This window comes from Bacillus sp. FJAT-18017, from assembly GCF_001278805.1.
Classification (GTDB): Bacteria; Bacillota; Bacilli; order Bacillales; family Cytobacillaceae; genus Bacillus_D.
Genome location: NZ_CP012602.1, coordinates 2,504,802 through 2,531,673 on the forward strand (window position 1 = coordinate 2,504,802; position 26,872 = coordinate 2,531,673).

28 protein-coding genes are annotated in these 26,872 nt (G+C 44.7%); 3 read left to right on the plus strand and 25 right to left on the minus strand.

The genetic code is table 11. From position 1 onward, the window contains the following. Positions 1-30 precede the first annotated feature (30 nt). From AM500_RS11635 to AM500_RS11650, 4 genes are all read right to left on the minus strand, one after another. Positions 31-837, minus strand: coding sequence for an Fpg/Nei family DNA glycosylase (locus AM500_RS11635; RefSeq protein ID WP_053599348.1), 807 nt, complete (start codon positions 835-837; stop codon positions 31-33). Positions 838-963: 126 nt separating this feature from the next. After that, entirely contained in the window at positions 964-2,103 is a 1,140-nt protein-coding gene (locus AM500_RS11640) for a zinc-dependent alcohol dehydrogenase (protein ID WP_053599349.1), read from the minus strand. Between the two features lie 21 nt (positions 2,104-2,124). Next, entirely contained in the window at positions 2,125-2,487 is a 363-nt protein-coding gene (locus AM500_RS11645) for a spore coat protein (RefSeq protein WP_053599350.1), read from the minus strand. Beyond that, positions 2,487-2,711 carry a hypothetical protein gene (locus AM500_RS11650; RefSeq protein ID WP_053599351.1) on the minus strand — a complete coding sequence of 75 codons (225 nt, stop codon included), beginning with the start codon at positions 2,709-2,711 and terminating at the stop codon, positions 2,487-2,489. The genes AM500_RS11645 and AM500_RS11650 overlap by 1 nt, the downstream gene beginning before the upstream one ends. A gap of 130 nt (positions 2,712-2,841) precedes the next feature. On the opposite strand from AM500_RS11650, the gene AM500_RS11655 reads away from it, so the two are divergent. Together AM500_RS11655 and AM500_RS11660 are read left to right on the plus strand one after the other, a co-directional pair. Then, positions 2,842-3,048 carry a hypothetical protein gene (locus AM500_RS11655; RefSeq protein WP_053599352.1) on the plus strand — a complete coding sequence of 69 codons (207 nt, stop codon included), beginning with the start codon at positions 2,842-2,844 and terminating at the stop codon, positions 3,046-3,048. After that, positions 3,045-3,350 carry a spore coat protein gene (locus tag AM500_RS11660; protein WP_053599353.1) on the plus strand — a complete coding sequence of 102 codons (306 nt, stop codon included), beginning with the start codon at positions 3,045-3,047 and terminating at the stop codon, positions 3,348-3,350. The genes AM500_RS11655 and AM500_RS11660 overlap by 4 nt, the downstream gene beginning before the upstream one ends. Positions 3,351-3,392: 42 nt before the next feature. On the opposite strand, the gene AM500_RS11665 is transcribed toward AM500_RS11660, so the two are convergent. From AM500_RS11665 to AM500_RS11675, 3 genes are all read right to left on the minus strand, one after another. After that, positions 3,393-4,037 (minus strand): phosphatase PAP2 family protein, encoded by a 645-nt coding sequence (locus AM500_RS11665; RefSeq protein ID WP_053599354.1) that lies wholly within the window; start codon positions 4,035-4,037, stop codon positions 3,393-3,395. A 318-nt stretch (positions 4,038-4,355) separates the two neighbouring features. Continuing rightward, positions 4,356-4,751 (minus strand): hypothetical protein, encoded by a 396-nt coding sequence (locus tag AM500_RS11670; RefSeq protein ID WP_053599355.1) that lies wholly within the window; start codon positions 4,749-4,751, stop codon positions 4,356-4,358. A gap of 101 nt (positions 4,752-4,852) precedes the next feature. Then, positions 4,853-6,097: an MDR family MFS transporter gene (locus tag AM500_RS11675; RefSeq protein WP_053599356.1), complete on the minus strand. Its 1,245-nt coding sequence runs from the start codon at positions 6,095-6,097 to the stop codon at positions 4,853-4,855. Between the two features lie 210 nt (positions 6,098-6,307). Between AM500_RS11675 and AM500_RS11680 the strand changes: the two genes are divergently transcribed. Continuing rightward, on the plus strand, positions 6,308-7,165 hold the full coding sequence (locus tag AM500_RS11680; protein ID WP_053599357.1) for a DegV family protein: 858 nt from the start codon (positions 6,308-6,310) through the stop codon (positions 7,163-7,165). Positions 7,166-7,324: 159 nt separating this feature from the next. Here the strand turns inward: AM500_RS11680 and AM500_RS11685 are convergent, their stop codons facing one another. The 18 genes from AM500_RS11685 to AM500_RS11770 form a co-directional block, all read right to left on the minus strand. Further along, entirely contained in the window at positions 7,325-8,470 is a 1,146-nt protein-coding gene (locus tag AM500_RS11685; protein WP_053599358.1) for a homogentisate 1,2-dioxygenase, read from the minus strand. 4 nt (positions 8,471-8,474) lie between these two features. Continuing rightward, a complete protein-coding gene (locus AM500_RS11690; protein WP_053599359.1) occupies positions 8,475-9,407 on the minus strand; it encodes a fumarylacetoacetate hydrolase family protein in 933 nt (310 codons plus the stop codon). Then, on the minus strand, positions 9,404-10,033 hold the full coding sequence (locus AM500_RS11695) for a flavin reductase family protein (protein WP_053599360.1): 630 nt from the start codon (positions 10,031-10,033) through the stop codon (positions 9,404-9,406). The genes AM500_RS11690 and AM500_RS11695 overlap by 4 nt, the downstream gene beginning before the upstream one ends. A gap of 2 nt (positions 10,034-10,035) precedes the next feature. Next, positions 10,036-11,139: a histidinol-phosphate transaminase gene (gene hisC / locus AM500_RS11700; RefSeq protein ID WP_231688140.1), complete on the minus strand. Its 1,104-nt coding sequence runs from the start codon at positions 11,137-11,139 to the stop codon at positions 10,036-10,038. A 355-nt stretch (positions 11,140-11,494) separates the two neighbouring features. Further along, on the minus strand, positions 11,495-12,610 hold the full coding sequence (gene hppD, locus AM500_RS11705) for a 4-hydroxyphenylpyruvate dioxygenase (RefSeq protein ID WP_053599362.1): 1,116 nt from the start codon (positions 12,608-12,610) through the stop codon (positions 11,495-11,497). Between the two features lie 37 nt (positions 12,611-12,647). Next, positions 12,648-14,099: a dihydrolipoyl dehydrogenase family protein gene (locus tag AM500_RS11710; protein WP_053599363.1), complete on the minus strand. Its 1,452-nt coding sequence runs from the start codon at positions 14,097-14,099 to the stop codon at positions 12,648-12,650. Further along, entirely contained in the window at positions 14,100-15,338 is a 1,239-nt protein-coding gene (locus AM500_RS11715) for a dihydrolipoamide acetyltransferase family protein (protein ID WP_053599364.1), read from the minus strand. Between the two features lie 11 nt (positions 15,339-15,349). Next, positions 15,350-16,345, minus strand: a complete 996-nt coding sequence (locus AM500_RS11720) for an alpha-ketoacid dehydrogenase subunit beta (RefSeq protein ID WP_053599365.1) — start codon at positions 16,343-16,345, stop codon at positions 15,350-15,352. After that, complete coding sequence (pdhA, locus tag AM500_RS11725) at positions 16,345-17,412, minus strand: pyruvate dehydrogenase (acetyl-transferring) E1 component subunit alpha (protein ID WP_053599366.1); 1,068 nt, start codon at positions 17,410-17,412, stop codon at positions 16,345-16,347. The genes AM500_RS11720 and pdhA overlap by 1 nt, the downstream gene beginning before the upstream one ends. Positions 17,413-17,455: 43 nt before the next feature. Then, positions 17,456-18,598 carry a Leu/Phe/Val dehydrogenase gene (locus AM500_RS11730; protein WP_053599367.1) on the minus strand — a complete coding sequence of 381 codons (1,143 nt, stop codon included), beginning with the start codon at positions 18,596-18,598 and terminating at the stop codon, positions 17,456-17,458. Positions 18,599-18,932: 334 nt separating this feature from the next. After that, positions 18,933-19,319, minus strand: a complete 387-nt coding sequence (locus AM500_RS11735; RefSeq protein ID WP_053599368.1) for a thioesterase family protein — start codon at positions 19,317-19,319, stop codon at positions 18,933-18,935. Between the two features lie 35 nt (positions 19,320-19,354). Then, positions 19,355-20,149, minus strand: a complete 795-nt coding sequence (locus AM500_RS11740; RefSeq protein WP_053599369.1) for an ABC transporter ATP-binding protein — start codon at positions 20,147-20,149, stop codon at positions 19,355-19,357. Then, positions 20,124-21,155 (minus strand): ABC transporter permease, encoded by a 1,032-nt coding sequence (locus AM500_RS11745; RefSeq protein ID WP_053599370.1) that lies wholly within the window; start codon positions 21,153-21,155, stop codon positions 20,124-20,126. Before AM500_RS11745 ends, AM500_RS11740 begins: the two co-directional genes overlap by 26 nt. Before the next feature lie 85 nt (positions 21,156-21,240). Then, complete coding sequence (locus AM500_RS11750; protein ID WP_053599371.1) at positions 21,241-22,239, minus strand: ABC transporter substrate-binding protein; 999 nt, start codon at positions 22,237-22,239, stop codon at positions 21,241-21,243. A 283-nt stretch (positions 22,240-22,522) separates the two neighbouring features. Further along, a complete protein-coding gene (locus AM500_RS11755) occupies positions 22,523-23,473 on the minus strand; it encodes an NAD(P)H-dependent flavin oxidoreductase (RefSeq protein WP_053599372.1) in 951 nt (316 codons plus the stop codon). Between the two features lie 58 nt (positions 23,474-23,531). After that, positions 23,532-24,407, minus strand: a complete 876-nt coding sequence (gene paaX / locus AM500_RS11760) for a phenylacetic acid degradation operon negative regulatory protein PaaX (protein ID WP_053599373.1) — start codon at positions 24,405-24,407, stop codon at positions 23,532-23,534. 60 nt (positions 24,408-24,467) lie between these two features. Then, positions 24,468-25,685: an acetyl-CoA C-acyltransferase gene (locus tag AM500_RS11765; RefSeq protein WP_053599374.1), complete on the minus strand. Its 1,218-nt coding sequence runs from the start codon at positions 25,683-25,685 to the stop codon at positions 24,468-24,470. Beyond that, on the minus strand, positions 25,682-26,566 hold the full coding sequence (locus AM500_RS11770) for a 3-hydroxyacyl-CoA dehydrogenase (RefSeq protein WP_053601707.1): 885 nt from the start codon (positions 26,564-26,566) through the stop codon (positions 25,682-25,684). The genes AM500_RS11765 and AM500_RS11770 overlap by 4 nt, the downstream gene beginning before the upstream one ends. Between the last annotated feature and the right edge of the window lie 306 nt (positions 26,567-26,872).

Below are 26,872 nucleotides of genomic sequence, written 5' to 3' on the forward strand. Positions count from 1 at the left end.
GATATCATCATGGTAAACATAGCTTTGTTTTTAAGAATCCTGGCAAGAGGGACAGATAAAAGACTTTTTCGAGGAAACCTTAATTTTGATTATAGTAGCTCCGCACCTCTTGCAAGGCTGATTCTCCCTTTCATAAACGAGGAAGTGGTGATTGTACTGGCCTGTTTTCGTGTCACCTGGAAAGAGCGGGTCATCCATGTAACCGCCAATTTCCAATGCGCTCAGCAAAACAGGTTTCATTGCAGAAAAAAGCGCGGAAAGTTGTGCTTCGGTTAAGCCGGCAGCTTTTGCTGCCGGGCTTAAGCCTGCTGTAAAACAAATTTCATCTGAATAACAGTTTCCTATTCCGGCGATGATGCTTTGGTCAACCAAAATCGATTTCAATGTTCCTTTCTTCTTTCCGATCCTTTCCTTGAATTCGTCATAACCGAGTGTCAATGGCTCTGGACCAAAGCCTGACAGTTTCTCCTGCAGTTCTCCTGGATTCAAGAGATGAAGGTACCCAAGCCGCAAGCCGATAAAATTCAGGTTCAAATCCCCGAATGAAAGGATGACCTGTTTTGTCCTGTCGGGGCTTTCTTCTTCCTTTCCAAGAAACATCCAGCCCCCCAGCATTAAATGAAGCAGCAGGCTTTTGCCTGAGTCGAGTTCAAAGATCAGATGCTTTGCCCTTCTTTTTACAGCAACAATTTTCCTGTTTTTCACTTCATGGATAAACTCCTGTACAGGAAGATTGATGGACTTTTCCCTGTTTATCTCAACCTCTGTTATGGTTTTCCCCTTTAAATTTGTCCCAAGGATGTTCTTGTAGCGTTCCATTTCCGGAAGTTCAGGCATATATATACTCCTTTAACAAAAGCGGAAGCGCGAATTCGGGACGTGAAAATGCTTTCTCTGCAATGATTATTCAGTTGAGCATACTTTTGTGTCCCTTGTGATTAGTGCATTGGCCGCCTATACATATTAATGTGGCTTCATGACTACCTTTATACAATCTTCGGTTTTCGTATCAAAGATTTCATAGCCGCGTTTAGCTTCTGAGAGTGGAATAACATGTGTTACTATATCACTCGGGTCTACTTTCCCTTTAGAAACCAAATCATATAAATAGGGCATGTAAGGAATAACTGGCGCCTGCCCCATCTTGATTTCAACATTTCTATTAAAAAAATCCCCCAATGGAAAGGCATTGTATCTTGCCCCATATGCACCGGTTATTTGGACGGTCCCCCCTTTCCGAACTGCCTGAGCCGACATAACTACTGGACCCAGAGCACCGCCTTGTAACTTAAGGCCGGTGGCAAGGAATTCCATGGGTGTCATTTTGCCATCCATTCCAACCGCATCTATGACTACGTCAGCTCCGCCCTTAGTCAATTCCTTTAAATACATCCCCGTGTGTTCGTGTTGTTCAAAATTCACGATTTCAACATTGTTCGTTCTTTTTGCATGCTGAAGCCTGTAATCAATATAGTCAACAGCAATGACCCGCTTTGCCCCTTTCAGCCAGGCAAACTTTTGGGCAAGAAGCCCGACCGGACCGCAGCCAAAGATGATAACTGTATCTCCGTTTTTTACCCCGGCATTGTCGACTGACCAGTAAGCAGTCGACATCGCATCAGCGATCAGGACAAGCTTTTCATCCTCAACCTCGCTATCATCAGGAATCCTAAAAGGGGTGAAATTTCCATATGGTACCTTCATGTATTGAGCCTGCCCGCCTGGATGGCCTCCAAAGGTTTCTGAATAGCCAAAGAATCCTCCGTTTTCTCCATGTGGATTTGAATTGTCACATTGGCTTGTCAGGTCATGTTCACAAAACCAGCAATGCCCGCATGCAACGTTGAAAGGGATAATCACCCTATCCCCCTTCTTTACTTTCGTTACATCAGGGCCAACCTCCTCGACAATACCAAGCGGTTCATGGCCAATGATAAAATCAGCAGGCATATTTGGAATCATTCCATGTATTAAATGTAAATCTGACCCGCAAATCGCGGACATCGTAACTTTTATAATAATATCATCATTCTTTTCGATCCGTGGGTCCGCGACTTCTTTTACCGCAACATCCTTAATTCCTTGATATGTAACAGCCTTCATTGGGCATATCCCTCCTGCTCTCTAATAATCTGGTGTGGCAAACGTTCCGAGCCTGTCTGTATCATTCGGAAAAAGCTTCATGTCGGCAATAGCAAGTGCCATATCCATTGATTTAATATCAAGCTCAATCTGTTTGCCGGGATCATGAGGGTAAAGCCAGCCCTTTTTTATCATCAGGTTTGAAAGCTCCTCATGCAAATCAATGGCTTCCATCATCTGCCGTTCCATCGCTGCCTTCAGCTCAGGAGTTGCTGCCTCAGTAATTGCAAACCCATAATTCCGGATTCCGTTTTTCACAGACAACAAAAAATCCATCGCGAAGGATGCATCCGCCATTTTCGGCATTCCTTCAGCATACTTGGGATCCAAATAATCCTGGTTCATTAATGCGCCACCTCAATACTATCCGTCCTTGCCTTTCTATAAAGGCCCTTTAGTTCGTTTAGCGCTGCAATTGACTGCTGCACTTCCTTTTCCATTAGTGCTTTTAGATCATTGTCAAAACAAATTCCCTGCATCAATTTTGCCCGAACTAGGGAAACCGTTTTACAATTGATTAATTCATGCGTTTCAAACGTTTCATGAAAAGCCAGACTTTCATGCTTCATTCAACCAACCTCCCAACGTTCATACAAACTTAATTTCTCAAATGCCCTCACGGATTATGCATGGACAGAAGTTGAATAAATGCAAAAAAAGGGCGCATTATAAATGCGACTTAATATGGGAGTGAATGCTATGACAAAACATCTCGGAATCCATGAAGCACTTGAATTACACGAATATCTTGCTTTTAAAAATGTCTGTTTGACAAAATCGGCCTTGATGAGCAAGCTCGCTGTTGACGAAGAACTAAAAGCAATCCTTGAAGCGGATGCGGAAACTGGAGTACGCCATATTCAAACTCTCCAGGAGTTTTTTACTGACAGGGGGAGTGAAGAATGAATCAACTCCTTCAAAATCTGATTGGCATGGGTGGTATGACAGACCAGGTCATTGCCATGGACTTTCTGATAACCTCAAAATCGGGCATCAGAAACCTTGCCGCAGTAATAACCGAAACCGGCACGCCAGAAGTTCGTGCAGCCCTAAAGGAACAGCTCCATGATGCCATTCAGACACATACTGCAATAAGTGAGTTCATGACAGCTAAAGGGTATTACTATCCTACTGATTTAAGCAAACAATTCCAGTTGGACTTGAGCACTTCGGAGACTGCGCTAACTCTGGGACAGAAAATGCAATAGGAAAATAAAACGGAGGCTGCATATAAACAGCCTCCGAGATTGTTATTTATTTTTAACAAAAATAGTTTTCTTTTCTTCGACACGCACCTGATAGAATTCAAATAGAATGCCATATAAGAAAGTAACAAGAAACATAGAGCCAATCATATCCGGAATTACATGCTGTTTCACAAACAAGGTGGAAATAATAATAAGCGAGCCTAGTATATGAATAAACAGAATGGTAACTGGATGCTTCTCTTTTATATGAAGCGAACCAAGCATTATTGCAAATGTTGTCAGGACGTGGATGCTTGGGAAGCAATTGAACGGCCGATCATTTAAATAAATCAGCTTTACCAGGTCAATGAGTATGCCATCCCCCTGCACTTGCGGCCTTGGGACGGTTGTTTGAAAAAAGAAATAGATTGCAAAGCAAATAAGTTCACCAACAACTATAAGGATTATAGTCTTTAAGTATACTTTTGTATCTTTAAAACAAAAGTATACGAGATAAAGAAATACATAGGCATACCAAAGAATATATGGGATGATGAATATAGGCAAAAACGGTATATACCCATCTAGTGCGGTTGATATTTGCACCGCATCGGTTGGATGAGTATTTAGAAACTGATAAATTAGACCTAATACAGGTATGACGAGCAAAAATAGCAAATATGGAGTTTTTTTCAACACTGTATTCATAAAAATTCTGTCTGCTCCCTCCACTTTTGATATTTAATGCTTGTTTACCCTATTTTTGTATGAACAGAACCAAAGTTAGTATAACATAAATTATCCACAATTGTTGTAATTTTCCACTTTTTTATGAATTTTTTCCTGACATTAATAGTTAATCCGCCCATATCAAAGTATGCTTAATGTTGGTTATTTGTTCGTTTTAAAAAAAGCTAAGTTAAGAATTCTGAAACCATACTTTTCTACATCTTAATATCAATCCTAAAAAGCAGCCTAAAAAAACAGCACCCTGTTTAACAGGATGCTGTTTCCTCCAAATATTCTTTAAACGTCGAGTGAGCCGCCTTCTTCAACAATGTGGTAGAGGAGATGGGCAAGGTGGTGAATCGGCCCGTATTCCTCTTCTTCCTCGCTTGTTTCTTCATTAAATTCAAGGTCATTCAAATATAAAGCCATGAATTCATAAAAATCCTTCATTGCGAATGAATAACAAGCAGTTGGCTCCTCATTATCCTCCTCATATTGGAGCAACAAGTGTGAAACAACACCATCAGCATCTTCCGCATCAAAAAACACAAAAAATCCAATGTTGGTATCAAGTTCAAACAAATGCCGTGTACCGCCTTCGGTAGCTTTATTATAGTCCCCTTCATTGAGTTTCTGGATTTGCATAGCATCGACTTTATCTTCCTGATGGAAACTGACTACGAATGATTGCATCTATAAATCCTCCTTTATTTTCTCGTCCATACCAAAATCAATATACCCTTTGAAGGAGGAATTTATCCGTTCTCCAATTCCTCCCCCTCATTAAGTTTCGGTTAAATGGCTGTTTTTGAAGCGCCTCCGTGAATAAGCTCCCTTTTCATATGAACTCTGACAGTAAACATAACTGGGACTCCAAGCAGAGAAATTGCCGCCAATATGCCGAAAACAGGCAATGGATCACTGAAGCCGAACCAACTGAGCAGAAAGCCTCCAAGTGAAGGTCCGGCTATGTTTCCTATCTGGGTAAAACCCATTGCGCCAAAATATGTACCCCTTAAGTTTGGTTTTGCAATCGAATCTAGAAATGCATCAGTCATTGAAAACATTAGGACTTCGCCAATGGTAAAAAGGAAAATCACTGCTCCCCATAATGGAACAGAATCGGCAAATGCAAAAAGCAATACAGAAATACTTGATACGAGATTACCGGCCAGTATGGAAAGGATGGGCGGATATTTTTTAACAAAGGCCAATAAGGGGTATTGAATGGTAATCACTGTCACCGCATTCAATATGAGCAGGCCGGAAAACAAGCCCGCACCTTTCTCTCCGCCAAGTGAACCAGATAGAAATTGCGGGAGTGTAGAATTGAATTGCGCATAGGCAAGAACCGCAAGGATGTTGCCAATCAATGCAAGCAATAGAATCCTGTCATTAATCGCAATCCGAGCCGCATCCGTGAATCTTACTGGTTTCTGGTTGGCCGCAACCTTGAGGTTAGCTCCGCTATAGCCTGTTTTCTTGTAGGTTACTATCAGCGATATTCCATAGAGAACATAAACGCTTGCCGCAATGAAGAAAGCAGATGTGCTTTCGGATGAACCGAAATAAAAACCTAAAAGCGGTCCGAAAATAACCCCGACATTTATAGCAGTATAGCGCAAATTGAAAATCGCCAGGCGGTTCTTTGGTTCAGTAAGGTCAGCCAGCAGCGCCCGTGAAGCTGGTTCAAATATTGATTTGCAAAAACCATTTAATGCATTTGCTGCAAAAAATCCCGAAACAGTCTCGGCCATTCCAAAAAGGATGAATACTCCAGCCCAAAGAAAAATTGAAACAAATAAAACGACCTTTCTTCCTAACCGATCGGACAAATAACCGCCTGCAAAGCTCGTGCATATCCCGACTAGCGAGCTTACAGCAATGATTAATCCGGTCTGCCCGGGAGAAACGTGCTTTACTTGGGTCAGGTAAATTGCGAGGAACGGAATACTCATGGATGTTGCCATCCGGCCGAACATGGTCCCTATAAGTATATTTATTACGAGCGGGTGCAAATTCCTGAAGGCTGACAGCATCCGTATCCCTCCCTTCCTTCCTTTTTTCAGGAACTTCAATTGCTAGCTTATTTTACCTTTTTACATACATATCAGCAATGAAATGTTTAAGTTGCCTGGTATTTAGGAAAAATAAAGATAGAACAGTAAGTTATATATCTTACGACCTATATAAATGGTAAAATAGCAGAAAAGCTTACAAAAATAACCCCGCAAAGGAACATTTAGAATATGACCAAAAAGAAAATTGCCTGGATTACTGATAGTACTGTTTTCCTAACAGAAAAGCTAAAGGCTAACCCCGATGTTTTCGTGGTGCCGCTTGAAATCATCTTTGGAAATGATGCTTTTGAAGATGGTGTCGATCTTGATACAGAAACACTTTATCAAAGAATTAACAGCGATAAAACGGTTCCGAAAACGTCGCAGCCTTCTTCCGGGAAGTTTGCTGCACTTTTTGAAAAACTCAAAGAGAATTACGATAGTGCAATAGCTGTCCATATCTCCTCTAAACTAAGCGGAACGATGTCAAGCTGCATTGCCGGTGCGGAAATGGCTGGATTCCCCGTGGAAGCGGTTGATTCAAAGTCGTTGTCCTATGCGATTACTGTCCTGATTGAAAAAGGAATTGAACTTGCTGGGGATGGCCTGGGGGTTAGCGATATAGCCACGATCCTCCGCGAAGAAGCAGACAACGGCCAGAATTATATGTTACTCGGAAATCTGGATCAATTTTATAAAGGCGGGCGGATGACAGGTACTCAATACCTTCTTGGAAGCATCCTAAAAATAAAGCCGATTATCCGAATTAATACCAACGGGGAATTTGAACTGTTTGAGAAAGTTCGATCTGAGAAAAAGGCTGGTGCAAGGCTTGTGGAGCTTTTTGGTGAAGCCCACAGCAAGAATCATATAGAAGAAGTTTGGGTAATGCACGGAAATGTTCCGGATAAGGCAAAAGAAATGGAAGCAGCTATTAAATCAGCCTTTCCAAGGCTAAAAACGTTCATCGGCGAAATTTCCTCAACTATTGCTGCTCATGCCGGCGAAGGAACGCTCGCAATCATTTGGCACAATGAACCAAAATAAAGTTACTGAATGAGGCCGCCGGTTGGCGGGCTCTTTTTTAATAAGGCATTCCGGCAAAAGTGAGATTTAGGCGGCGCTTTTACTATAAATGCCAATCTGGATACTGTAATATAAATATAGGGTTTCCCGATCTTAGCTCGAGTAACCCTATTAATCTTCTTAAAGCCATGAATACATGTAATCCTGATCCTCAACTTCTTTTGCCTTTTTGAATACCTTCAACGTGCGGAATGTGTCAATCATGACCGCTAGTTCGAGTGTTTCTTTTTTGCCGATGCTTGCCTCGGCCTTTCCTGGATGCGGTCCGTGCGGGATGCCGCTTGGATGCAGGCTTATCGACCCCTGCTTGATTCCCTTCCTGCTCATGAAGTTGCCTTCCACATAATACAGCATTTCGTCACTGTTAACGTTGCTGTGGAAATATGGCGCTGGAATAGCCTCCGGATGATAATCATACATTCTCGGCACAAACGAGCAAACAACAAAATTATGGCCTTCGAATGTTTGATGGACCGGCGGCGGCTGATGAACCCTCCCGGTAATTGGCTCAAAATCGTCTATATTGAATGCCCATGGATAAAGATAACCGTCCCAGCCAACCACATCAAAAGGATGATGGCCGAGGATATGCTGGTGCAAATATCCCCTGGTTTTTGTTAGAACTTCAAATTCGCCTTTCTCATCAAAGGTTTCGAGAGTTTCAGGTCCCCTTATATCCCTTTCACAAAAAGGACTATGTTCAAGGAGCTGTCCATACTCGTTCCGATATCGCCGTGGTGTAGTGATTTGCGAATATGACTCAACAAACAGGATTTTAGTTTCAGAAACAGGACGTAGCTGGTATATTGTTCCGATTGGAATTACTAAATAGTCTCCGGGTCTATAAGTGAGTGTCCCGAACATCGTCTCCAGTTTTCCCGAACCATGGTGGATAAAAAGTATTTCATCGCCGTCGCCATTGCGGTAAAAGGATTCCATTGCGGCAGTGACATGGGCGGTACCAATCAATAAATCGCTGTTGCCCATCAAATATTCCCTTGCTTCAAGCGCATTTCCGGTTGACTTGAGTTCGGGTGTATAAAAATGCCTGTGCCGCAGCGCCCCTTCTGCCTCGTACTCTGGTAAAAAAGGAATTATTTTATCTGCTTTGACGACCTCTGTCGGCATATGCACATGGTACAGTATTGATTGTGTTCCGGAAAACCCTTTTGTTCCCATTACCTGCTCCCTGTATAGCGTGCCGTCTTCCTTTCTGAAAATCGTGTGCCGTTTCCGGGGGATTTTCCCCAACTGCCTATAATACATAGAATCACCCCTTTTCCCTTGAAATTACATTTCTTAAGGTTCCCAGTTTATCAATCTGGAGCTCTACTATATCGCCTGGCTGCAGCCAGCGATGTACATCTTCCCCGAGCTCAAGGATGCAGCCGGATCCAACTGTACCCGATCCAATCAGTTCTCCTGGATGAAGCGTTACCTCTGCCGAAGCACGTTGCAGCATTTCAGCAAATGAATAGTGGATTTCCTTCATGTTTCCTTTTGAAAGGAGCTGGCCATTAATGGACGCCTTCATTTCTAAATCAAACCCTTTTTCGTCGAAAAGGCTGCTTAATTCATCAGGCGTGACTATCCACGGCCCGATTGAGGTGGCGAAATCCTTTCCTTTTGCAGGGCCAAGCCCAACCTTCATTTCTTTTTGCTGAAAATCCCGCGCACTCCAGTCATTGAGGATGCAATAACCGAATATATAATCGTCAGCTTCATCCACTCGGATATTCTTGCCGGTCTTGCCAATCACACAGCCAATTTCGAGCTCGTAGTCAAGCTTTCGGCAGCCCCCTGGTTTCTCAATTTTCTCTTCTGGGCCTTTTATAGCAAGATGATTTGAAAAATAAAAGACCGGGATTTCATACCATTCATCAATCATACCGAGTCCCCTGTTTTCACGTGCTGTTTTTACATGAGCCTCAAATGCATAGAAGTCCCTGAAGCTTCTTGGGTTAGGCAGCGGGGCCACGAGCCTTACTTCCTGAAGGGAATAAACCCCTTGCGACTTCCCATCCAACCCAGCGTTAATTTTTTTTGCCAAGATGAAATACTCTTCTGACTTGTCGAGAAACTCAAGCATTGACTGAGGCAGTTGGCCCTCGGACACTTCGCTCATATCAACGGCATATCGGTCATCCAACAGCCAGCCTGCAGCCTGCTCTCCATTTTTCTTTATAAATGTTATAAATCTCATTTTTTATCACCGGAATTCACAATGCGCGCTAGCTCAAATGTGGAGGCTAGCGGTCTTGTATAAAAATTGCCGGCAAGCCTTCCAATCGGATGAAGGGGTTCAGCTAGAATCCTGCCCTGATCATGGAGTTCATCGTCCATATGGACATGGACGACTCTTCCAATTACTAGGCTCCCTGCACCTGAGTGTTCTCCGAAATGAAGAACCTGCTCTAACTCACATTCAAAGTTTATTTTCGATTCTCTAATTCTGGGGACACCAATTTTTTCAGAAGGAGCCTTCGTCAGGCCTGATGCTTCAAACTCATCAATATCGGGAGTAAATTCCATAGCACAAATATTCATTTTTTCAGCAATTTCTTCACTAACGATGTTGATGACAAACTGCCCTGTTTCTTCAATATTTGTTAATGTATCCTTTTTGGCTCCGTCCGTTCCACGCCTCATGGGTGAAAAACAGACTAGCATTGGGTCGGCACTGATAGCCGTGAAAAAGCTGAATGGTGCAGCATTGGCGACGCCATTCTTACTTAACGTTGATACAAACGCGATTGGCCTCGGGATGATTGCTCCCGTCAAAAGCTTGTAGCAGTCCCGCCAAGGCATAGTTGTCGGTGTAAATTCCATAGTTAAACTACCCCTTCTGTGGTAAAGGCGTAAACTTCAGCAAGGAGGGAATCATTCTCTTCCCTCGTTCCCATAGCGATTCGGAGCCCCTCCGGATATGACGAAGAAGACAACGCCTTTACGAATATCCCTTTTTCCGCTAGCTTCTTCTCAAGCTGAAAGGCTGGGAAACTAACCGGGATAAAAAGAAAGTTTGCTTCAGAAGGAAGCGGTTGAAGCCCGAGTGCAGAAAGCCTTTCCGTTAGGTACTTCCGTTCAACCCGGTTCTTTTCAGCTGATTCGGCAACATGCTTTAAATCCGTTAGAGAAGCAGCCGCAGCCGCAGATCCGATCCGGTTGACATTGTAAACATCCTTCACTTTTTTCAGTTCCCCGGAAATCGATTCGTCCATCATCCCGTAGCCAACTCTTAGCCCGGCAAGGCCGTGCATTTTTGAAAAGGTCCTCAGGAACACACAGTTCTTATACTTAGAAAGGATTGCTTCTGCATCAATCAAGTGTCCGGGCGTTACATACTCTGCATAAGCCTCGTCAATCACAACCATGATATGGGCAGGGATATCGTTGATAAAGCCCAGAAGCGTTTCTTTTTCAACAATCGTCCCGGTCGGGTTATTTGGATTGCAAACAAAGATCATTTTTGTTTTCGGTGTTATATGTGACAGCATCGCTTCGAGATCGTGAACACCATTCTTTAGAGGAACAGGCACGGGAACTCCGCCTTCAATCAGCACATTTGTCCTGTAACGTGGAAAGGTACAGTCAGCCATGATCGCTTCATCACCTATACTGATGTAGGCTCTTGTTAACTGCCTGATGATTTCGTCTGATCCATTTCCAATTGAAAAATTCCCTTCCGTCAACCCATGATGGCTGCTTAAGGTACGAAGGAGATTTGCATACGCCCCATCGGGATAAATCGCTGTTCTTGCCAGTTCCTGTTTTGCTGCTTCAAAGGCAAGCGGAGAAGGTCCGTACGGATTTTCATTATCAGCCATCCGGATAATCCGTTCATAGCCCAGCGTTTTTTGGCAGTCTTCGGGTAAAGCGCCGATCGGGTACGGGATAACTCCAGCAAGCTCATCCCTTGGTTTAATCAAAGACATTCCCATCTCCCACTCCCGTTTTTTTATAAAACTAAATTTTATTTCCTTCCTGCATTGGCAGCTCAATAAATGAAACCGAGTTAATTTGTATCCATCTTCAATCCGTGGATGAAGACGGGAAAAACCATGAAAAAGTTGGCTTACCGTCCTTCATCGGTTCAATGAAGACGGGAACAACCGGAAAAAAGTGGCCTTACCGTCCTTCATCGGTTCAATGAAGACGGGAACAACCGGAAAAAAGTGGCCGTACCGTCCTTCATCCGGTCAATGAAGACGGGAACAGCCTATAAAAATGTGCCTTACCGTCCTTCATCAAGCCTGCTCTATTTTTTCGGTCAATTAGAAACCACGTAAGTTACAAGTTCCCCCGTTTCGCCTGTTCGCGTTCAATTGATTCAAAAAGCGCCTTGAAGTTGCCCTCGCCGAAGCCTCTTGCACCTTTACGCTGGATAATCTCAATAAATAGTGTTGGGCGGTCAACGATTGGCTTCGTGAAAATTTGCAGCAGGTAACCTTCATCATCGCGGTCTACCAGGATGCTAAGCTCGCGCAGCTTCGAAATTTCCTCATCAATTTTTCCAACCCGTCCGGCAAGATCGTCGTAATAGGAATCCGGTGTCGACAGGAATTCAACTCCGTTGTCCTTGAGTGCAGCAACGGTAGAAACAATGTCTTCTGTCAGGATGGCAAGGTGCTGGACGCCTGGTCCGTTATAGAACTCAAGGTATTCCTGGATTTGGGATTTTCGTTTTCCCTCGGCAGGCTCATTGATAGGGAACTTGATCCGGCCGCCATTGTGCATCACTTTTGACATAAGCGCGGAATATTCGGTAGAGATATCCTCGTCGGAGAAGTGTTTCATCTCCTTGAAGCCCATTACTTTTTCGTAATACTCTACCCACTCCTCCATCACCTCGACATTACCGACAACATGATCTACGGCAATCAAGCCGGCGTCAGGTACCTGGACAGTGTCTGTGAATCTATCAAAACCAGGCAGGAATGCACCTTTATAATCCTGGCGCTCGATTAGTGAATGAATTGTATCTCCATACGTACCAATGACAGCCTTTTTAACTGTTCCAAATTCGTCATTAAGTACAGTCGGCGCCTCTAAAGCGATGGCACCGCGGTCGACCGCTGCTCCAAAAGCTTTTTCAACATCATCAACCAGCAAGGCTATATCTTTTACGCCATCTCCATGTTTTTTAACAAAAGAAGCAACATCACTATTTTCATCATATGAGCCAGTAATCACCAGGCGGATTTTTCTTTGCTGGAGTACGTAGGAAACAGTCTGGCGATTTCCAGTTTCAAGTCCTGAATAGGCCACAGTCCTAAAGCCAAATGCCTTACAGAAATAATATGCAGCCTGTTTGGCATTACCTGTATAAATTTCCATATAATCTACGTCCCGGACCGGAAAGAAATCCTCTGTTACTTCGTTCAAGGTTAATTTTTGCTCTTGCATTTATGTAGCCTCCTTTGGATTTTTAATTTGGAATGGATTAATTTTTTTCGGTGATTTGTTCTTCCACCCGCTTTTTTTGCGGTTTTAAATGGACTGCTTTTTCTTTAAGGCCTTCTGCTGCTTCCAGCATCGCTTCTGCCAGACCTGGATGCGGGAATGAGGGAAACGTAAAATCCTCTTCACGGGCGCCCATCTCAAGCCCGATAATCCCTCCTGCTATTAATTCATGCGCACCCTCACCGATGATATGAACACCAAGAATGACATCTGTACGATGTTCAGAAACAATCTTTACAAAACCGTCCTTTTTGCCAGCTAGCCCGCTAATCCCATTGGAAGCGAGAGGGAACTGACTCGCCTTAACCACAAGTCCTTGATCAATCGCCTTTTCTTCACTAAGGCCCACAGCTGCAATCGGCGGACGAGTAAAGGCGATTTGAGGCAGAAACCGTAAATCCACCAATGAAGACTCGATTCCGCATGCCACTTCGGCCGCTGCCTTCCCTTGTTTAAGGGCTTTTGAGGCGAGAAAGGGTCCGCCAGTAATATCACCAATCGCATAGATTCGCTCAAAATTCGTTCTGCACTTTTCATTAACCTTTACATAACCGTTATCATCGAGATTGATTCCTATTCGCTTGAGTCCTAGCTCATCACTGTTAGGAACTTTCTTTTCACAATAAAAGAAATGAGTTGCGGAAACAGTTGTCTCTCCTGATTGCGAAGCGAAGACAATGGTTACACCATCTGTCTGTTCAATCACCTCCTTAATCGAACAATCCTTCAGTACAGGAATTTTTTCTTTTTTAAAAATCCGGGACAGTTCCCTTGAAATAGCAGAATCATACGGAAATTCGTTAACTCCTTCTGGCAGCAGCAAGGTGACCTCAGACCCTAGTGCCCTGTACGCCATTGCCATTTCCAAGTGAATCGTATCCACTCCATAAATGCCGAGATGCTCAGGAATATCCTCAAGGAATGAAATTGACCATGAATTGACAATCCTCTTACCTGTCTTGAATGTACCGCCATTGTCTGGGCGAACTCCTGCGGCGATGATTGCCTGGTTAAAGTCATAAAGCTCATAGTTGTCTCCTTGCTCAACACCAATCCGCGTATCGGAAATAAAAAATGCTGTTCCCTTTAGGATTTGAACTTTATTGGCTTTGCAGAGAGCTTCCACCCCTGTTCTTAGTCCCTCTACCGTCCTCTTTTGATATTGTTTTAGTTTTTCAAAATTAAATGCTAGACTTTCAGTTTCAATTCCAAATACTGCATTTTTCTTGGAATCTTCCAATTTTGCAGAAGCTGTTGTGATCACCTTTGAAGGAATGCAGCCTTTATTCAGGCAAATCCCTCCTAAATCAGCTTTTTCAATTAAAAGCACCTGTCGTCCTAGCTGTGCCGCCCGAATTGCTGCATGATAGCCGCCAGGGCCGCCCCCGATGATGATAAGGTCTGCCCCATTTGCCATTTCTCCGACAACCATCTATACCAACTCCAGTAATAGCAGCCTTGGGTTAGCGATATATGCTGCAAATTTGTTAGTAAACTTCACCGCTGTCGCACCATCTGCAACTCTGTGGTCAAACGACATTGACAGGTTCATGATTGAGCGAATTTCAATTTCATCCCGCTCGTTAACGACAGGCATTTTTTTAGTTTTATGGAACGAAACAAGCGCAGCCTGAGGGTGCTGGATTATTGGGGTAGCCCCGATGCTGCCTCCCAATGGGCCGACATTGCTTATAGTAAAAGTTCCCCCCTTGATATCCTCCAAAGTTAACTGATTGGCCAACGCTTTGTCTGTAAGCGCCTTCATTTCAGCGTGGATTTCTGGCAAGGATTTGGTTTGCACATCACGGATCACAGGAACAACCAGCCCGTCTTCAGTGTCCACGGCGGTTCCGATATGGTGTTGGTCAATAAATTGAATCCGCTCATTTTCTTCATCAAGTATTGAATTGAAAATAGGAAACTCTTTTAAACAAACCGATAAAGTTTTAATGAATAAAGCAGTGGCTGATACCTGCCTGCCCTCGAGCTTTAATTCCTTTCTAAATTCTATGAGGTTAGTAACATCAATTTCTTCGAAGTGTGTACAATGTGGGATTGTCTGGATGGAATGCAGCAAGTTCTTTGCAATTTGTTTGCGTCTGCCCCTGAACGGAATGAAACCTGCTTCCTGGTTGTGCGCAGTACGGACTATTGCCGCTTCTGTTAAAATTGCTGACTGTTGTGTGTGGATTCTATTGCGGCCGCTTAAAAAATTGTAAACATCTTGGTCTGTTATTCTACCTGCTGGACCGCTGCCTTTAACATCCTCAATTCGGATGCCGTTCTCCCTGGCAATTTTCCGTGTGTAGGGGGATGCTAAAACTCTTGGAAATAAAGGTTTTATTTGTTCAGAGCTGGTAAAGGAATTCTGTTCATATCGGTTTGCCAGGTTATGAGCAGGAACTGTAACTTGTTCAGCAATTCCCCTGTTAATGGCTCCATCTGCTTCCAAAATGAGCAGTGTTGTTCCGACTGGTACCGTTTCTCCGGGACTTACCCTGAATTCCTTCACAATACCAGCAGCGGGCGAAGGGATTTCCGCGGTCATTTTATCGGTCTGTACTTCAAGCAATGGGTCATCGGCTTTTACTACATCACCAGGTTTGACGAGAAAGCAATTGATTCCGGCTTCTGCCATGCCTTCTCCAATGTCATGGAGCTTAACCTCCATTCTTTCACCTCCTAAAAACGCATGACTTTTTCAATGGCTGCTAAAACCCTTTTCGCATTGGGCAGATAATGGTCCTCGAAGCCAAAGTATGGGACGGGGCTGTCGAACCCGGTCACTCGTTCGGCGGGAGCTTTTTGATAAAGGAATGACGTGTCATTAATAATTGTTAGAATGTCATTGCCGACTCCGCCAGTCGATTGAGCTTCATGGACGATTACAGTCCTCCCTGTTTTCTGTACCGATTCAGCTATTATGTCTTGATCCAAAGGGTAAAGTGTTCTCATGTCTATGACATCACATCTTATCCCCTTCCTTTCGGCGTTCTTCGCAGCTTCAATCGCAATCGGCACCATCGCTCCCCAGCAAATGACGGTTACATCTTCACCGTCATGCAGCTTCTTACCTTTTCCAATTTCAACTTCGTAAACACCTTCAGGCACTTCTTCCTTGACTGATCGGTAAAGCTTCATTGGTTCAAGGAACAGCACAGGGTCAGGGTCCAGAATTGAAGCGATCAACAACCCCTTCGCATCGTAGGCGGACGAAGGGCAAACCACTTTTATCCCAGGCATATGAGTAAACAATGCTTCAGTGCTGTCACAGTGGATTTCAGGTGCGCGCACTCCTGCACCATATGGAGCCCGGACAACCATTGGCACTGTAAAATGGCCATAGGTTCTCATCCTAAGCCTGGAAGCATGTGTCATGAGTTGTTCGTAGGCCGGGTAAATGAAACCAAGAAATTGGATTTCCGCCACTGGGCGAAAACCGTTTGCCGCCATGCCTATCGCCGCCCCAATGAAGCCGGCTTCGGATAATGGCGTATCCATGACCCTCATTTCCCCAAACTGTTCCTGCAATCCGTCAGTAGCCCGGAACACCCCGCCATTTTTCCCGATGTCCTCACCAAGGAGGATTACGTCACTGCGCATCGTCAGCATCTCGGCAAGCGCATCGTTTATCGCCTGTACCATCGTCATGGTCCTTGTTTTCGTTACAGTGTCCATCATTGGCCTCCTTTTAGGAGTTGAAGGTACTCTCTCTTTTGTTTTTCTAGCGGCCAGACCGTTTTTTCAAAAACATAATCAAATATATCGGACGGATCCGCCGGAGGGAATTGCTCCATTTCCATGACTCCACGGTCGATTTCTGCGATGGCCTCCTCTTCATAACCTGTTAACTCGTCTTGGTCATAAAAGCCTTCATTTTTCAAAAAACGCTCAAGCCTTATGAGGGGATCAATTCTTTTCCTTCGTTCATGGCTTTCTGATTGATCTCTGTACTTGGAAGGATCATCGGCAGTCGTATGGGCCCCATATCGCCAAGTTACAGCTTCAATAAGTGTCGGCCCCTTTCCGCTTCTGGCCCGCTCAAGAGCATTCAATGTTTCAAAATAAACCGCGAATACATCGTTGCCATCAATACGTACACCAGGAATACCATATGCAACAGCCTTCTGGGCAATGGTTTTGGAATTCATTTGCTTTTCTATAGGAACTGATATCGCATAACCGTTATTTTGATTAAAAAATACAACCGGAGCATTTGTGACACTTGCAAAATTCAGCCCTTCATGAAAATCCCCTTCGGAGGTTGCCCCATCGCCGAAAAAGACAAGCGCCGCACAAGTGGTTCCTTTCATTTTTTCTGCCAGTGCCGCGCCGGCAGCATGCGGAATTTGGGTGGCAATCGGGATGCCAGGCGGGAAAATCTTTTTCCCGTCAGGTGGTACACAGCCCTCATTCCTTCCATTCCAAAACAATAATACATTTCTTAATGAGTGTCCGAATACTAGGGCAGCGCCATGGTCCCGGTAAGTTGGAAAAAGCCAATCATCCGGCCGCAGTGCGAGCGCGCTGCCGACCTGTGCTGCCTCCTGTCCTTCAAACGGAGCATACGTCCCAATCCGTCCCTGACGCTGCAAGCTGACCGCCTTCCTGTCAAAGGTTCGTATCCTGACCATTTGTTTGTAAAAATTGAGTGCAAGCTCCCTGGTAATTGTTTTCTTCCATGAAGGGTCTGCCACATTGCCTTGTTCATCCATAATTTGAAGTAGTGGAAATGAAACCTCCACGGCCGTCTCCCCCTTGTTCGCTAATTTCCTTCATCCTGTATTCTCATAATCTTACTGCCCATTTAGGGCGCCTGTTATGTGAAAAGAAGCTGTTCCTTCTTGTACGGGCCTCAATCCTCGCCTCACAGAAATGGTTGGCTGCCTCCACTGTCGTGAGTCCATCCTGTTCTGAGCGTTTGTAGACATCAAGGAGGCAATCATAAATAGCTTTCGTTTTCTGGATGACTCTTTCCGGATTCGGGGTATACAGTTCATCCGCAACCTGTATGAGGCCACCGGCATTCACGATATAATCAGGTGCGTAAAGGATGCCTTTTGCCTGCAGCAGCTTGCCATGTCTTATTTCAGCAAGCTGGTTATTTGCTGAACCGGCGACAGCAAGGCATTTGAGCATTGGAATGGTTTCGTCATTAATAATGCCTCCGAGCGCGCATGGGACGAACACATCCGCTGGAACAGAATAAATCTCGTCAGCCGCAACAACCTTGATGGTTGCTCCCATTGCCTTTGCCTGAGCCGATAACCGATTGATTGCTTCGATATTAATATCGGTCACATAAAGGTCAGCCCCTTCATTGAGCAGCCGTTCTGCGACCTTATAACCGACTTTTCCCAAACCCTGGATAGCATAGCTCCTCCCCGATAGCTCTCCAGATCCCCAAATGACTTTATTCGTTGCCTGAATGCCGTACAAGACTCCCTGAGCGGTTGGAATCGAGGAGTCACCGCTTCCTCCATACGCCTCATCGACACCTACGATGCAACTGGTTTCCTTCATCGCATGCACAAAATCCTGAGGGGTCGTACCCATATCCGTCCCTGTATAAAAGCGGCCATGCAGTGAATCGACAAACTGGCCGAATGCCCGGAACAATTCAGGTGTTTTTTCCTTCATCGGGTCTCCGATAATCACTGCCTTGCCTCCACCGAAATCAACATCCGACGCAGCACATTTATAGGTCATTCCTTTTGAAAGCCGCAAAACATCTTCAAGAGCTTCTTCTGTACTTTGGTACGGCCGCATTCTGCAGCCGCCAAGCGCCGGGCCTAGCTTTGTGCTATGAATGGCAATGATCGCCCTTAAGCCTGTCTGTTCGTCATTACAAAATACTACCTGCTCATGTCCGCTAATTTGCATGAATATATCCATGGTGCCGACTCCCCCTGTGTATGATAACGCTTTCATTTTAACGCCCCTTTCAAAGCCTGAACCGTAAAGGAAGATTCCTGGCTGTTCTTTTGATTATAATAGTCGCTTATCTTAGGTGGAATTCAGGCTGCTTCACCGCTTTAAAGCAAATAGGAACCCCATACAGCAACAAAGAAACAAACCTGTACAGGCTGTTTCTTTGCGTGTCTACGTCTAGCTACAGCGCCAATCTCCTAGCAAACTTCAGGCCTTCTCCCTACGATAAGTCATCATCGAATCGCTATCGCTCTTCGTGATTCCTTTATCTCAGTCGAAGTTCCTCCATTTTGTACGGAGATGATCGAGGCGCTTTCGCTTTTGCGTTAGTATTCTATGTTTTTAAAAGGCTATTAATTTTCACTTTAGGCAAAATAATTTGCTTTACCGTCCCGGTACCTATTAATCTGGATTCGCTTTTTGCATGGATGTCTGTCCAAATGGCATTGCCTTCAATCGAAGTCAGCGTGGCAGTAACCACAATTTGCTCCTGTTCTTTCGCCGGAGAAATATGTTTAACAGAAACAGCTGATCCCATTCCTTCCTCATCATCCTCAAGATACGGAAGAATGATCAATCGGGAAGCCCACTCCATATGATAGACCATCCATGCGGTTGAATAGGCAGGGTGGACAACCTGGCCGCCAAATTCAGCAAACATTTCAGGAGTGACTGTAACCTTCAGGATTTCAGTTTGGCCAATGGCTATGCCTGGCTTCATTAGGTGCCCACCGCCTTTATCTTGAAAATCACTTCCTAGGACAGCAATGCCCTGTCATTAGCCATTTGCTTACCGCGGATTCGCTGGAATTCTTCAAGTAAACCTTCAATTGTCAGCTTCTTCTTTTCCTCTTCATTTACTTCAAAAATAATCTGGCCTTTATCCATCATGATAAGGCGGTTACCAAGGTCGATCGCCTGCTGCATGTTATGGGTGACCATCAAGGTCGTCAACCCATACTGCTGAATCACCTGTTTTGTCAGGCTTGTAATTAGCTCTGCCCTTGAAGGATCAAGAGCGGCTGTATGCTCATCAAGGAGCAGGACGCATGGCTCTGTGAAGGTAGCCATTAGCAGCGAGAGGGCCTGGCGCTCACCGCCTGATAAAAGCCCTACTTTTGCATTCAGCCTGTCTTCAAGACCAAGGTGAAGCGTTTCGAGAACATTTTTAAACAATTCACGGCGCTTCTTTGTCACTCCAATACGAAGTGTCCGGGTCTTATTCCGGGAATAGGCCATTGCCAGATTTTCTTCTATTGTCATGCTAGGGGCGGTTCCGGCCATCGGATCCTGAAATACTCGGCCAATCAGCTTTGATCGATTGTGCTCCGACATCCCGGTAACATTTTTTCCATCTAGGAAGATTTCACCAACATCTGGATGAAGAGCACCGGAGATGATATTCATCAAAGTTGATTTGCCGGCACCGTTACTTCCGATGACTGTAACGAAATCGCCCCTTTTCAATTCCAAATCAACATGGTCGATCGCAATTTTCTCATCGGGAGTGCCCTCATTGAATACCTTATGAATCTGATTTAAGCGCAGCATGGCTCTCCCCCTTCCCGGCTGCGTGTGTCTTCAGAAGGGTTAGCCGTTCTGCACGCTTCTTTGCCTTCCTGTTTTTTTCCTTAAATCCGCGGACTACATTCGGCCCAATAAGCGCCGAAATAACAATCAAAGCTGTTATAAGCTTCATGTCACCCGGGTCAAGGAAATCAACCCTCAATGCTAGAGTGACAACCAGCCTGTAAATGATTGCCCCTCCAATTACCGCCAGAGTTGTACGAGCAATCGTCTTTGTTCCGAATAGAGCTTCGCCAATGATAACGGAAGCAAGGCCGATAACAATCATCCCGATCCCCATGCCCACGTCAGCAAAACCGCCCTGCTGTGCAATCAATGCACCGGAGAAAGCGACCATTGCATTTGAAATTCCGAGTCCGAGGATGATGAGGATATTTGTATTCGCCGAGAAGCTTCTTATCATTTTTTTATTGTCGCCTGTCGCCCTTACCGCCAGCCCTACCTCTGTTTTCAAGAACCAGTCTGTAAATAGTTTTATAAGAAACGTAACGACAATCATGAACAACAGGATGCCCCAGGTTGCCGGCAGTTTCCCGCCAAGCCCCACTGCTGCTAACAAGTTGTTAAAAAACGAGTCAATTCCTGAGCTTGCCGAAACTTCTTTAACGGTGGTCAAGGAAGTTTCCTGGTTTAGTAGCGAAACATTTGGCCGGCCCATGATCCTCAGGTTGATCGAGTATAGAGCAATCATCATCAAAATTCCCGAGAGCAATTCATTGATTTTGCCTACAGTATGAAGCAGCCCTGTCATACAGCCTGCTAAAAACCCCGCTGCCAAGGCCGCGATTGTGGCAATAAAAGGATCCTGCCCATTGAAAATCATTGTCGCCGCAACTGCCGCTCCAATCACGAAACTGCCGTCAACTGTCAAGTCTGGAAAGTCAAGGATCCTGAATGACAGGTAGACACCGAGTGCCATGATTGCATAGATGATGCCTGACTCAAACGAATTGAATATTGCTGTAAACACGTCTATCATCCTTCCTGTAACCATGCGAAAAGGAGTGAATCACTCCTTTTCGCATTTACTGCTGCTTTTCATGAATGGTTAGATATTATTCACCTTCGTAGAACTCGCCAACGTTCTTCCATTCATCTTTTACAGTCAATCCTTGAGCCTCTGCAGCCTTTTTGTTTATCATGAGCGCCAGGCTTTGTGGCAGGGCCACCTGAATATCGGAAGGCTTTTTCTTGCCAGTCAAAATATCCACCGCCATTAGGCCGGTTTCGTATCCTAAGTCATTATAGCTGAAGCCGCTCGCAGCCACAGCACCTTTTTTCATCGAATCAAGCTCCCCAACAAAAAGCGGGATTTTCTTCTCGTTCGCAACAGAGATGACGGAATCCAGTGCTGAAACGACGGTATTATCTGTAGGGACATAAATGGCATCTACCCTGCCGACAAGCGACTCGGCAGCCTGTTTAACCTCAGCCGTTGTTGAAACAGAAACTTCTACGATGGAAGCTCCATTTGCCTTTGCGAGTTCCTCGACAGCTTTTACCTGTACAACAGAGTTTTGTTCGCCTGCATTGTAGACTACCCCGATTTTCTTTGCTCCAACTTCTTTGGTCATGAAATCAATCGTCTTCTTAGTTGCATCCGGGTGGTTATCGGTTGTACCAGTAATATTGTCTCCTGGCTGGTCAAAGGCTTTAACAAGTCCGGCCCCGACTGGATCCGTAACAGAAGTGAACAAAATCGGAATTTCCTTTGTCACATTCAGTGCCGCGATCGCACTCGGTGTTGCATTTGCAAAAATAAGGTCAACATCATCACCTGCGAAATTCTGGGCTATCACCTGTGCATTGGGCTGTTCGCCCTGGGCATTCTGGTCATCGAATTCAACCTTAAGACCCTTTTCTTCAAGTGCCTTCTTAAATCCTTCTGTTGCCGCATCAAGCGATGGATGTGGAGCAAATTGCGAAATGCCTACTTTGTAGGTTTTATCTTTCCCCCCACTAGAAGTCCCACCTGCTGATTCGTTGCTTCCGCAGCCTGCCAGCATCAGCATTGCCGCCAGTGAAATTCCCATCGTTTTTACATACTTCCTCATCCTATTTCCCCCTAAAACTTTTAATGGCCCAGCTTGAATGCTGTACTGTTCAACCTATGTAAGTTCTTGGTGGATGAAAACATATGATATTCACTATAGGTACCGTGTATATATCGTTATACTATCATCCACCTTATTTTACAGTCAAACAATATTCAAAAAATTTAGTAATTTTTTAAAAATTATAGTGCAATAAAAACAAGAATGCAATAGTAAGTTTTACTCTCTTGCAAAATTAACGCTTATACGCGTTTAAGTGTTAAAGTGTTTGGCTGGGAGCTTCCTAAAAGTTCAGCTGTTTTGCTGAGTATTTAAGCGCTTTATTTGAGTCCTCGAGCATTTTTTTAAATAGGTCGGAAACGGATGGAATGTCTTTAATTTGACCGGCTATCTGCCCGGCATTTAAGAATCCTTCCTGGACATTTCCGTCAATTGCTCCTGTTTTATGATAATATTCCGAGGTTTTTTCCATGAATTCAGCTATGGTCAATGCAGGTTCCTGATCAAGAAGCTTTCTAGCGTATGGAGCATCCAGCACTCTTCTGATTCTTCCATGCTGCCTTCCAAGTATAAGAGTTGAAGTATCATCGGCGTCGAGAATCATTTTTTTATAAATAGCATTGAAAGGAGCTTCCTTAACAGTGATAAACCGGGTTCCCATTTGAATCGCGGATGCCCCCAGAACAAGCGCGGCTGCAAGGCCACGGCCATCAGCAATTCCCCCCGCCGCGATTACAGGGACCCGGACAGCCTCGGCTAGCTGGGGAATCAGCGCCATGGTCGTTGTCTCGGACGGAGAATTGATTCCTGCAGCCTCATACCCTTCGCCAACAATGGCATCCACCCCAGCCTCCTCAGCCTTCCTCGCATGTTTGACAGAAGCCGTTACTGCGATTACTTTAATGCCCGCCTCATGAAGCTTAGGAATAAATGGAGCTGGATTTCCGGCAGATAAAGAGACAACCTGGACTTTATGTTTAATCGCTAGCGAAAGGATTTCATTTGTAAAAAGAGAAACGCCGATTGGGACATTTATAGCAAAGGGCCTGTTGGTTTTTGATTTTGTCTCAAGGATCAACTGTTCGACCTCTTTAGAATCCATCGTCCCCGCGCCGATTGTCCCCAAACCTCCAGCCTCGGAAATTGCTGCAGCCAACGGGGCATTGCTTATGTTGCCCATCCCGCCCTGGATGATTGGATAACGGATATTCAAGAGTTTTGTCAGTCTATTCACAAATTCAGCACCACCGTATAAAAATCGTCATATAAAAGGTTCGCTTTAAGTCAAATTCTTAATCGACAATGAATGGATGGAAAGTAGCATCATAGTTTTGATCACGTTCATTTAAGCCATTTCCCTCTTTAAAAACGTCCTCGAAAAAACGTGAAGAAGGTTCAGCCAGCTCTTTATAATACTCGGCAAACAAGGATGCAGCATGGCCTCCGAGCCATTTTTCTGGAAGAAGCTCTTCAGGCAGCCCTGGATCCACAAATAAAAATTTCCTATATTCATGGACTAGCTTTGTTCTTTCCACAAAGCATTCTGCATCCGTCATTTGGCCTTTCTGAATTTTATTTTTACCGATGATATAACTTTGGCTATAGGTTTGGATAAATTCCTGGTAGCGGCCGTTTATTTCATCAATATCCCAGCATTTCTCAACAAGCCGGGCGTTTTCCTTAGGACCATTGTAATCGGCGATAAAAAAATCAACATATTCTGAAATACCATATTTATCAATAAGGTCATAAACTTCATTCTCAAGCGGATTTGCAGAAATCCATGAGCTGTTGGAAAGCGAACCAAAGCCGCTCCATACAAGCTCTTTTCTTAATTCGTCACGGATGTTTCGGATATCTTCTGGTATGTTGTACATTAAAATCCGCCATTTTCCATCCCATGCCTCAGGCATTAGCTTGAAAATTCTCTTTGCGGCTTCTTCAATCCGGCGTACTCCACGCGCAGTCAACGAATAATAGCTTTTATTGCCAACCTTCTCTGCCTGTACCCAGCCCTGTTTATTCATTCGTGATATGGCAGCCCTGACAGATTGGCTATTATGCCCGAACTCCTCCAGGAGCCGAATCAGGCTTCCAACCCAGATTTTATTGCCGTAATGTGAAATGTAGTCGCCATAAAGTGTAAATATCATTGATCGAGTGTTCATTTAATGTCACCTTTTCTGCTTTGTCTCTTGTTGCAATTTTCCGGCTTTTTAAGCTAGCCGTCAATTATCAAGGTCGATTTTCTCAACAATCGTTGCGATTCCCTGGCCGACACCCACACACATCGATGCAAGGCCATAGCGTGTATCCTGGCGTTTCATTTCATGAAGGAGTGTCGTTAGGATTCTTGCGCCACTTGCTCCAAGCGGATGGCCGAATGCGATTGCTCCTCCGTTAACATTTGTGCGCTCGGGGTTCAGGCCAAGCTCTCTTATGCAGGCTATTGCCTGTGATGAAAAAGCTTCGTTCAGCTCGCAAAGCCCAATATCGTCTATTGATAGTCCAGCCCTGTGCAGAGCCTTTTTGGCAGCAAAAATAGGGCCAACACCCATGATTCTTGGCTCGAGGCCGGCAACAGCTGATGTAACATATTTGGCAAGAGGCTTGATGCCCAATGAACGTGCTTTTTCTGCACTCATAATCAATAGAGCCGATGCCCCATCATTGACTCCTGAAGCGTTGCCCGCTGTAACCGTTCCTCCGGAAAACAGCGGTTTCAACCGTCCGAGCTTTTCGATAGTTGTTTCAGGGCGCGGATGCTCATCATCGGAAATTACTATCTCATTTCCTTTTTTATCATGATAGATAACCGGGATAATTTCATCCTTGAATCGTTCACTGTCTATTGCGGCTCTGGCTTTCATTTGGCTTTCAAAAGCATACTGATCCTGTTGCTGCCTGGATATCCCGTATTCCTTCGCTACATTTTCGGCTGTTTCCGGCATGCTCTCAGTACCGTATAGTTCCTGCAGGTTTTTATTAATAAACCGCCAGCCTATTGTTGTATCAAAAAGCTCCATGTTTCCCCGTGGAAAACTATCTGCTGGTTTTGCCATCACCAGTGGTGCCCGTGTCATGCTTTCGGTCCCGCCAGCGATGAAAATATCCCCTTCGCCGGCTAAAATTGCCCGTGCCGCATAATTGACAGCGTCGAGCCCGGATCCGCACAGCCGATTAATCGTCGTGCCGGCTACCGCAACCGGAAGGCCGGCCAGTAGTGCAGACATTCTGGCAACATTGCGGTTATCTTCGCCAGCCTGATTGGCGCAGCCAAAAACAACCTCTTCGATTTCCTCGGGATGGATTAAAGAGTTCCGCTCCATAAGGGCTTTTATTACTATAGCGCCAAGGTCATCCGGCCTGACTGTTTTCAATACTCCATTATACCGTCCGATAGGTGTTCGTACTGCGTCTACTATTACCGCTTCCCGCTGCGTCACTTGAGTTTTCCCTCCAGTACTGATGAGGTTAGCTTTTCACGATAATCGTATACTCCGCGTCCGCTTTTCCTGCCGAGCCTTCCCGCTTTCACATACTGCTCGAGGAGTGGCGAAGGCCTGTATTTATCGCCAAGCTTTTCATGGAGATACTTTAAATTGTTCAGCCGGGTATCTAAGCCGACTAAATCACCAAGTTCAAATGGCCCCATCGGATAATTTAGGCCAAGCTTAATTGCTTTATCAATCTCCTCCGGTGTCCCTACGCCTTCCTGAAGCATGTAAAAAGCTTCATTTCCAACCAACGCACTGATCCTGCTAGTGACAAAGCCGGGAAACTCATTAACAACTACAGTTTCCTTCCCCATTTTTTCAGCTGCCGCGCGAATTTTCCCAGATGTTTCATCACTGGTTTCCAGACCACGAATAATTTCAACGAGCTTCATTTTGTGGACAGGATTAAAAAAGTGCATCGCAATCACTTTTTCCGGCCTAGTTGTAAAGGAACCGATTTCAGTGGGGCTCATCGTCGAGGTATTTGTCGCAAACAGACAAGTTTCCGGAGCATGTCGGTCAATTTTTTCAAAAATATCCTTCTTGATTGAGAGTATTTCCGGGACAGCTTCTATGACAAGATCAGCATCCTTTACAGACTCTTCAATACTAGTAGAATAAGAAAGGTTTGAGATTCCTTCGTGGACGTCGGCCTCTGTTAACTTTCCCCTTGCTTTTGCTCCTTCAAAAATGGAGTTAATTTCTGCTTTGGCAGTCTGCAGCTGTTCCTGGCTGGTATCTATCAGGCTCACCGTGAAGCCACCCGCCGCACTCACATAGGCTATTCCCCTGCCCATAACCCCCGAACCGATAACAACGACTTTTTCCATAAGCATCACCTTCTTCCTATAAAAACCGATGGTGCCTGTCACCCCGGACCGAAAAACCGAACAATACCTGTCACTCCCCGGATTTTCTTGTCCCATAGATTTTGTTTCACAGATATTGCCTTATTTGAAAGTTTAAATGGATTCATACACCTGGTTACTACTATAAACTACGCATACAAATCACTAGTCCTGGTACATGAGCATGGCTATGCACCGTATAGTCAGGGTCAGGCCCTCACTACCTTGCAAATAAATAAATAGTAAGAAATAGTTATGGCTGTTAGTCAAAAATAATTAGTCAATCAG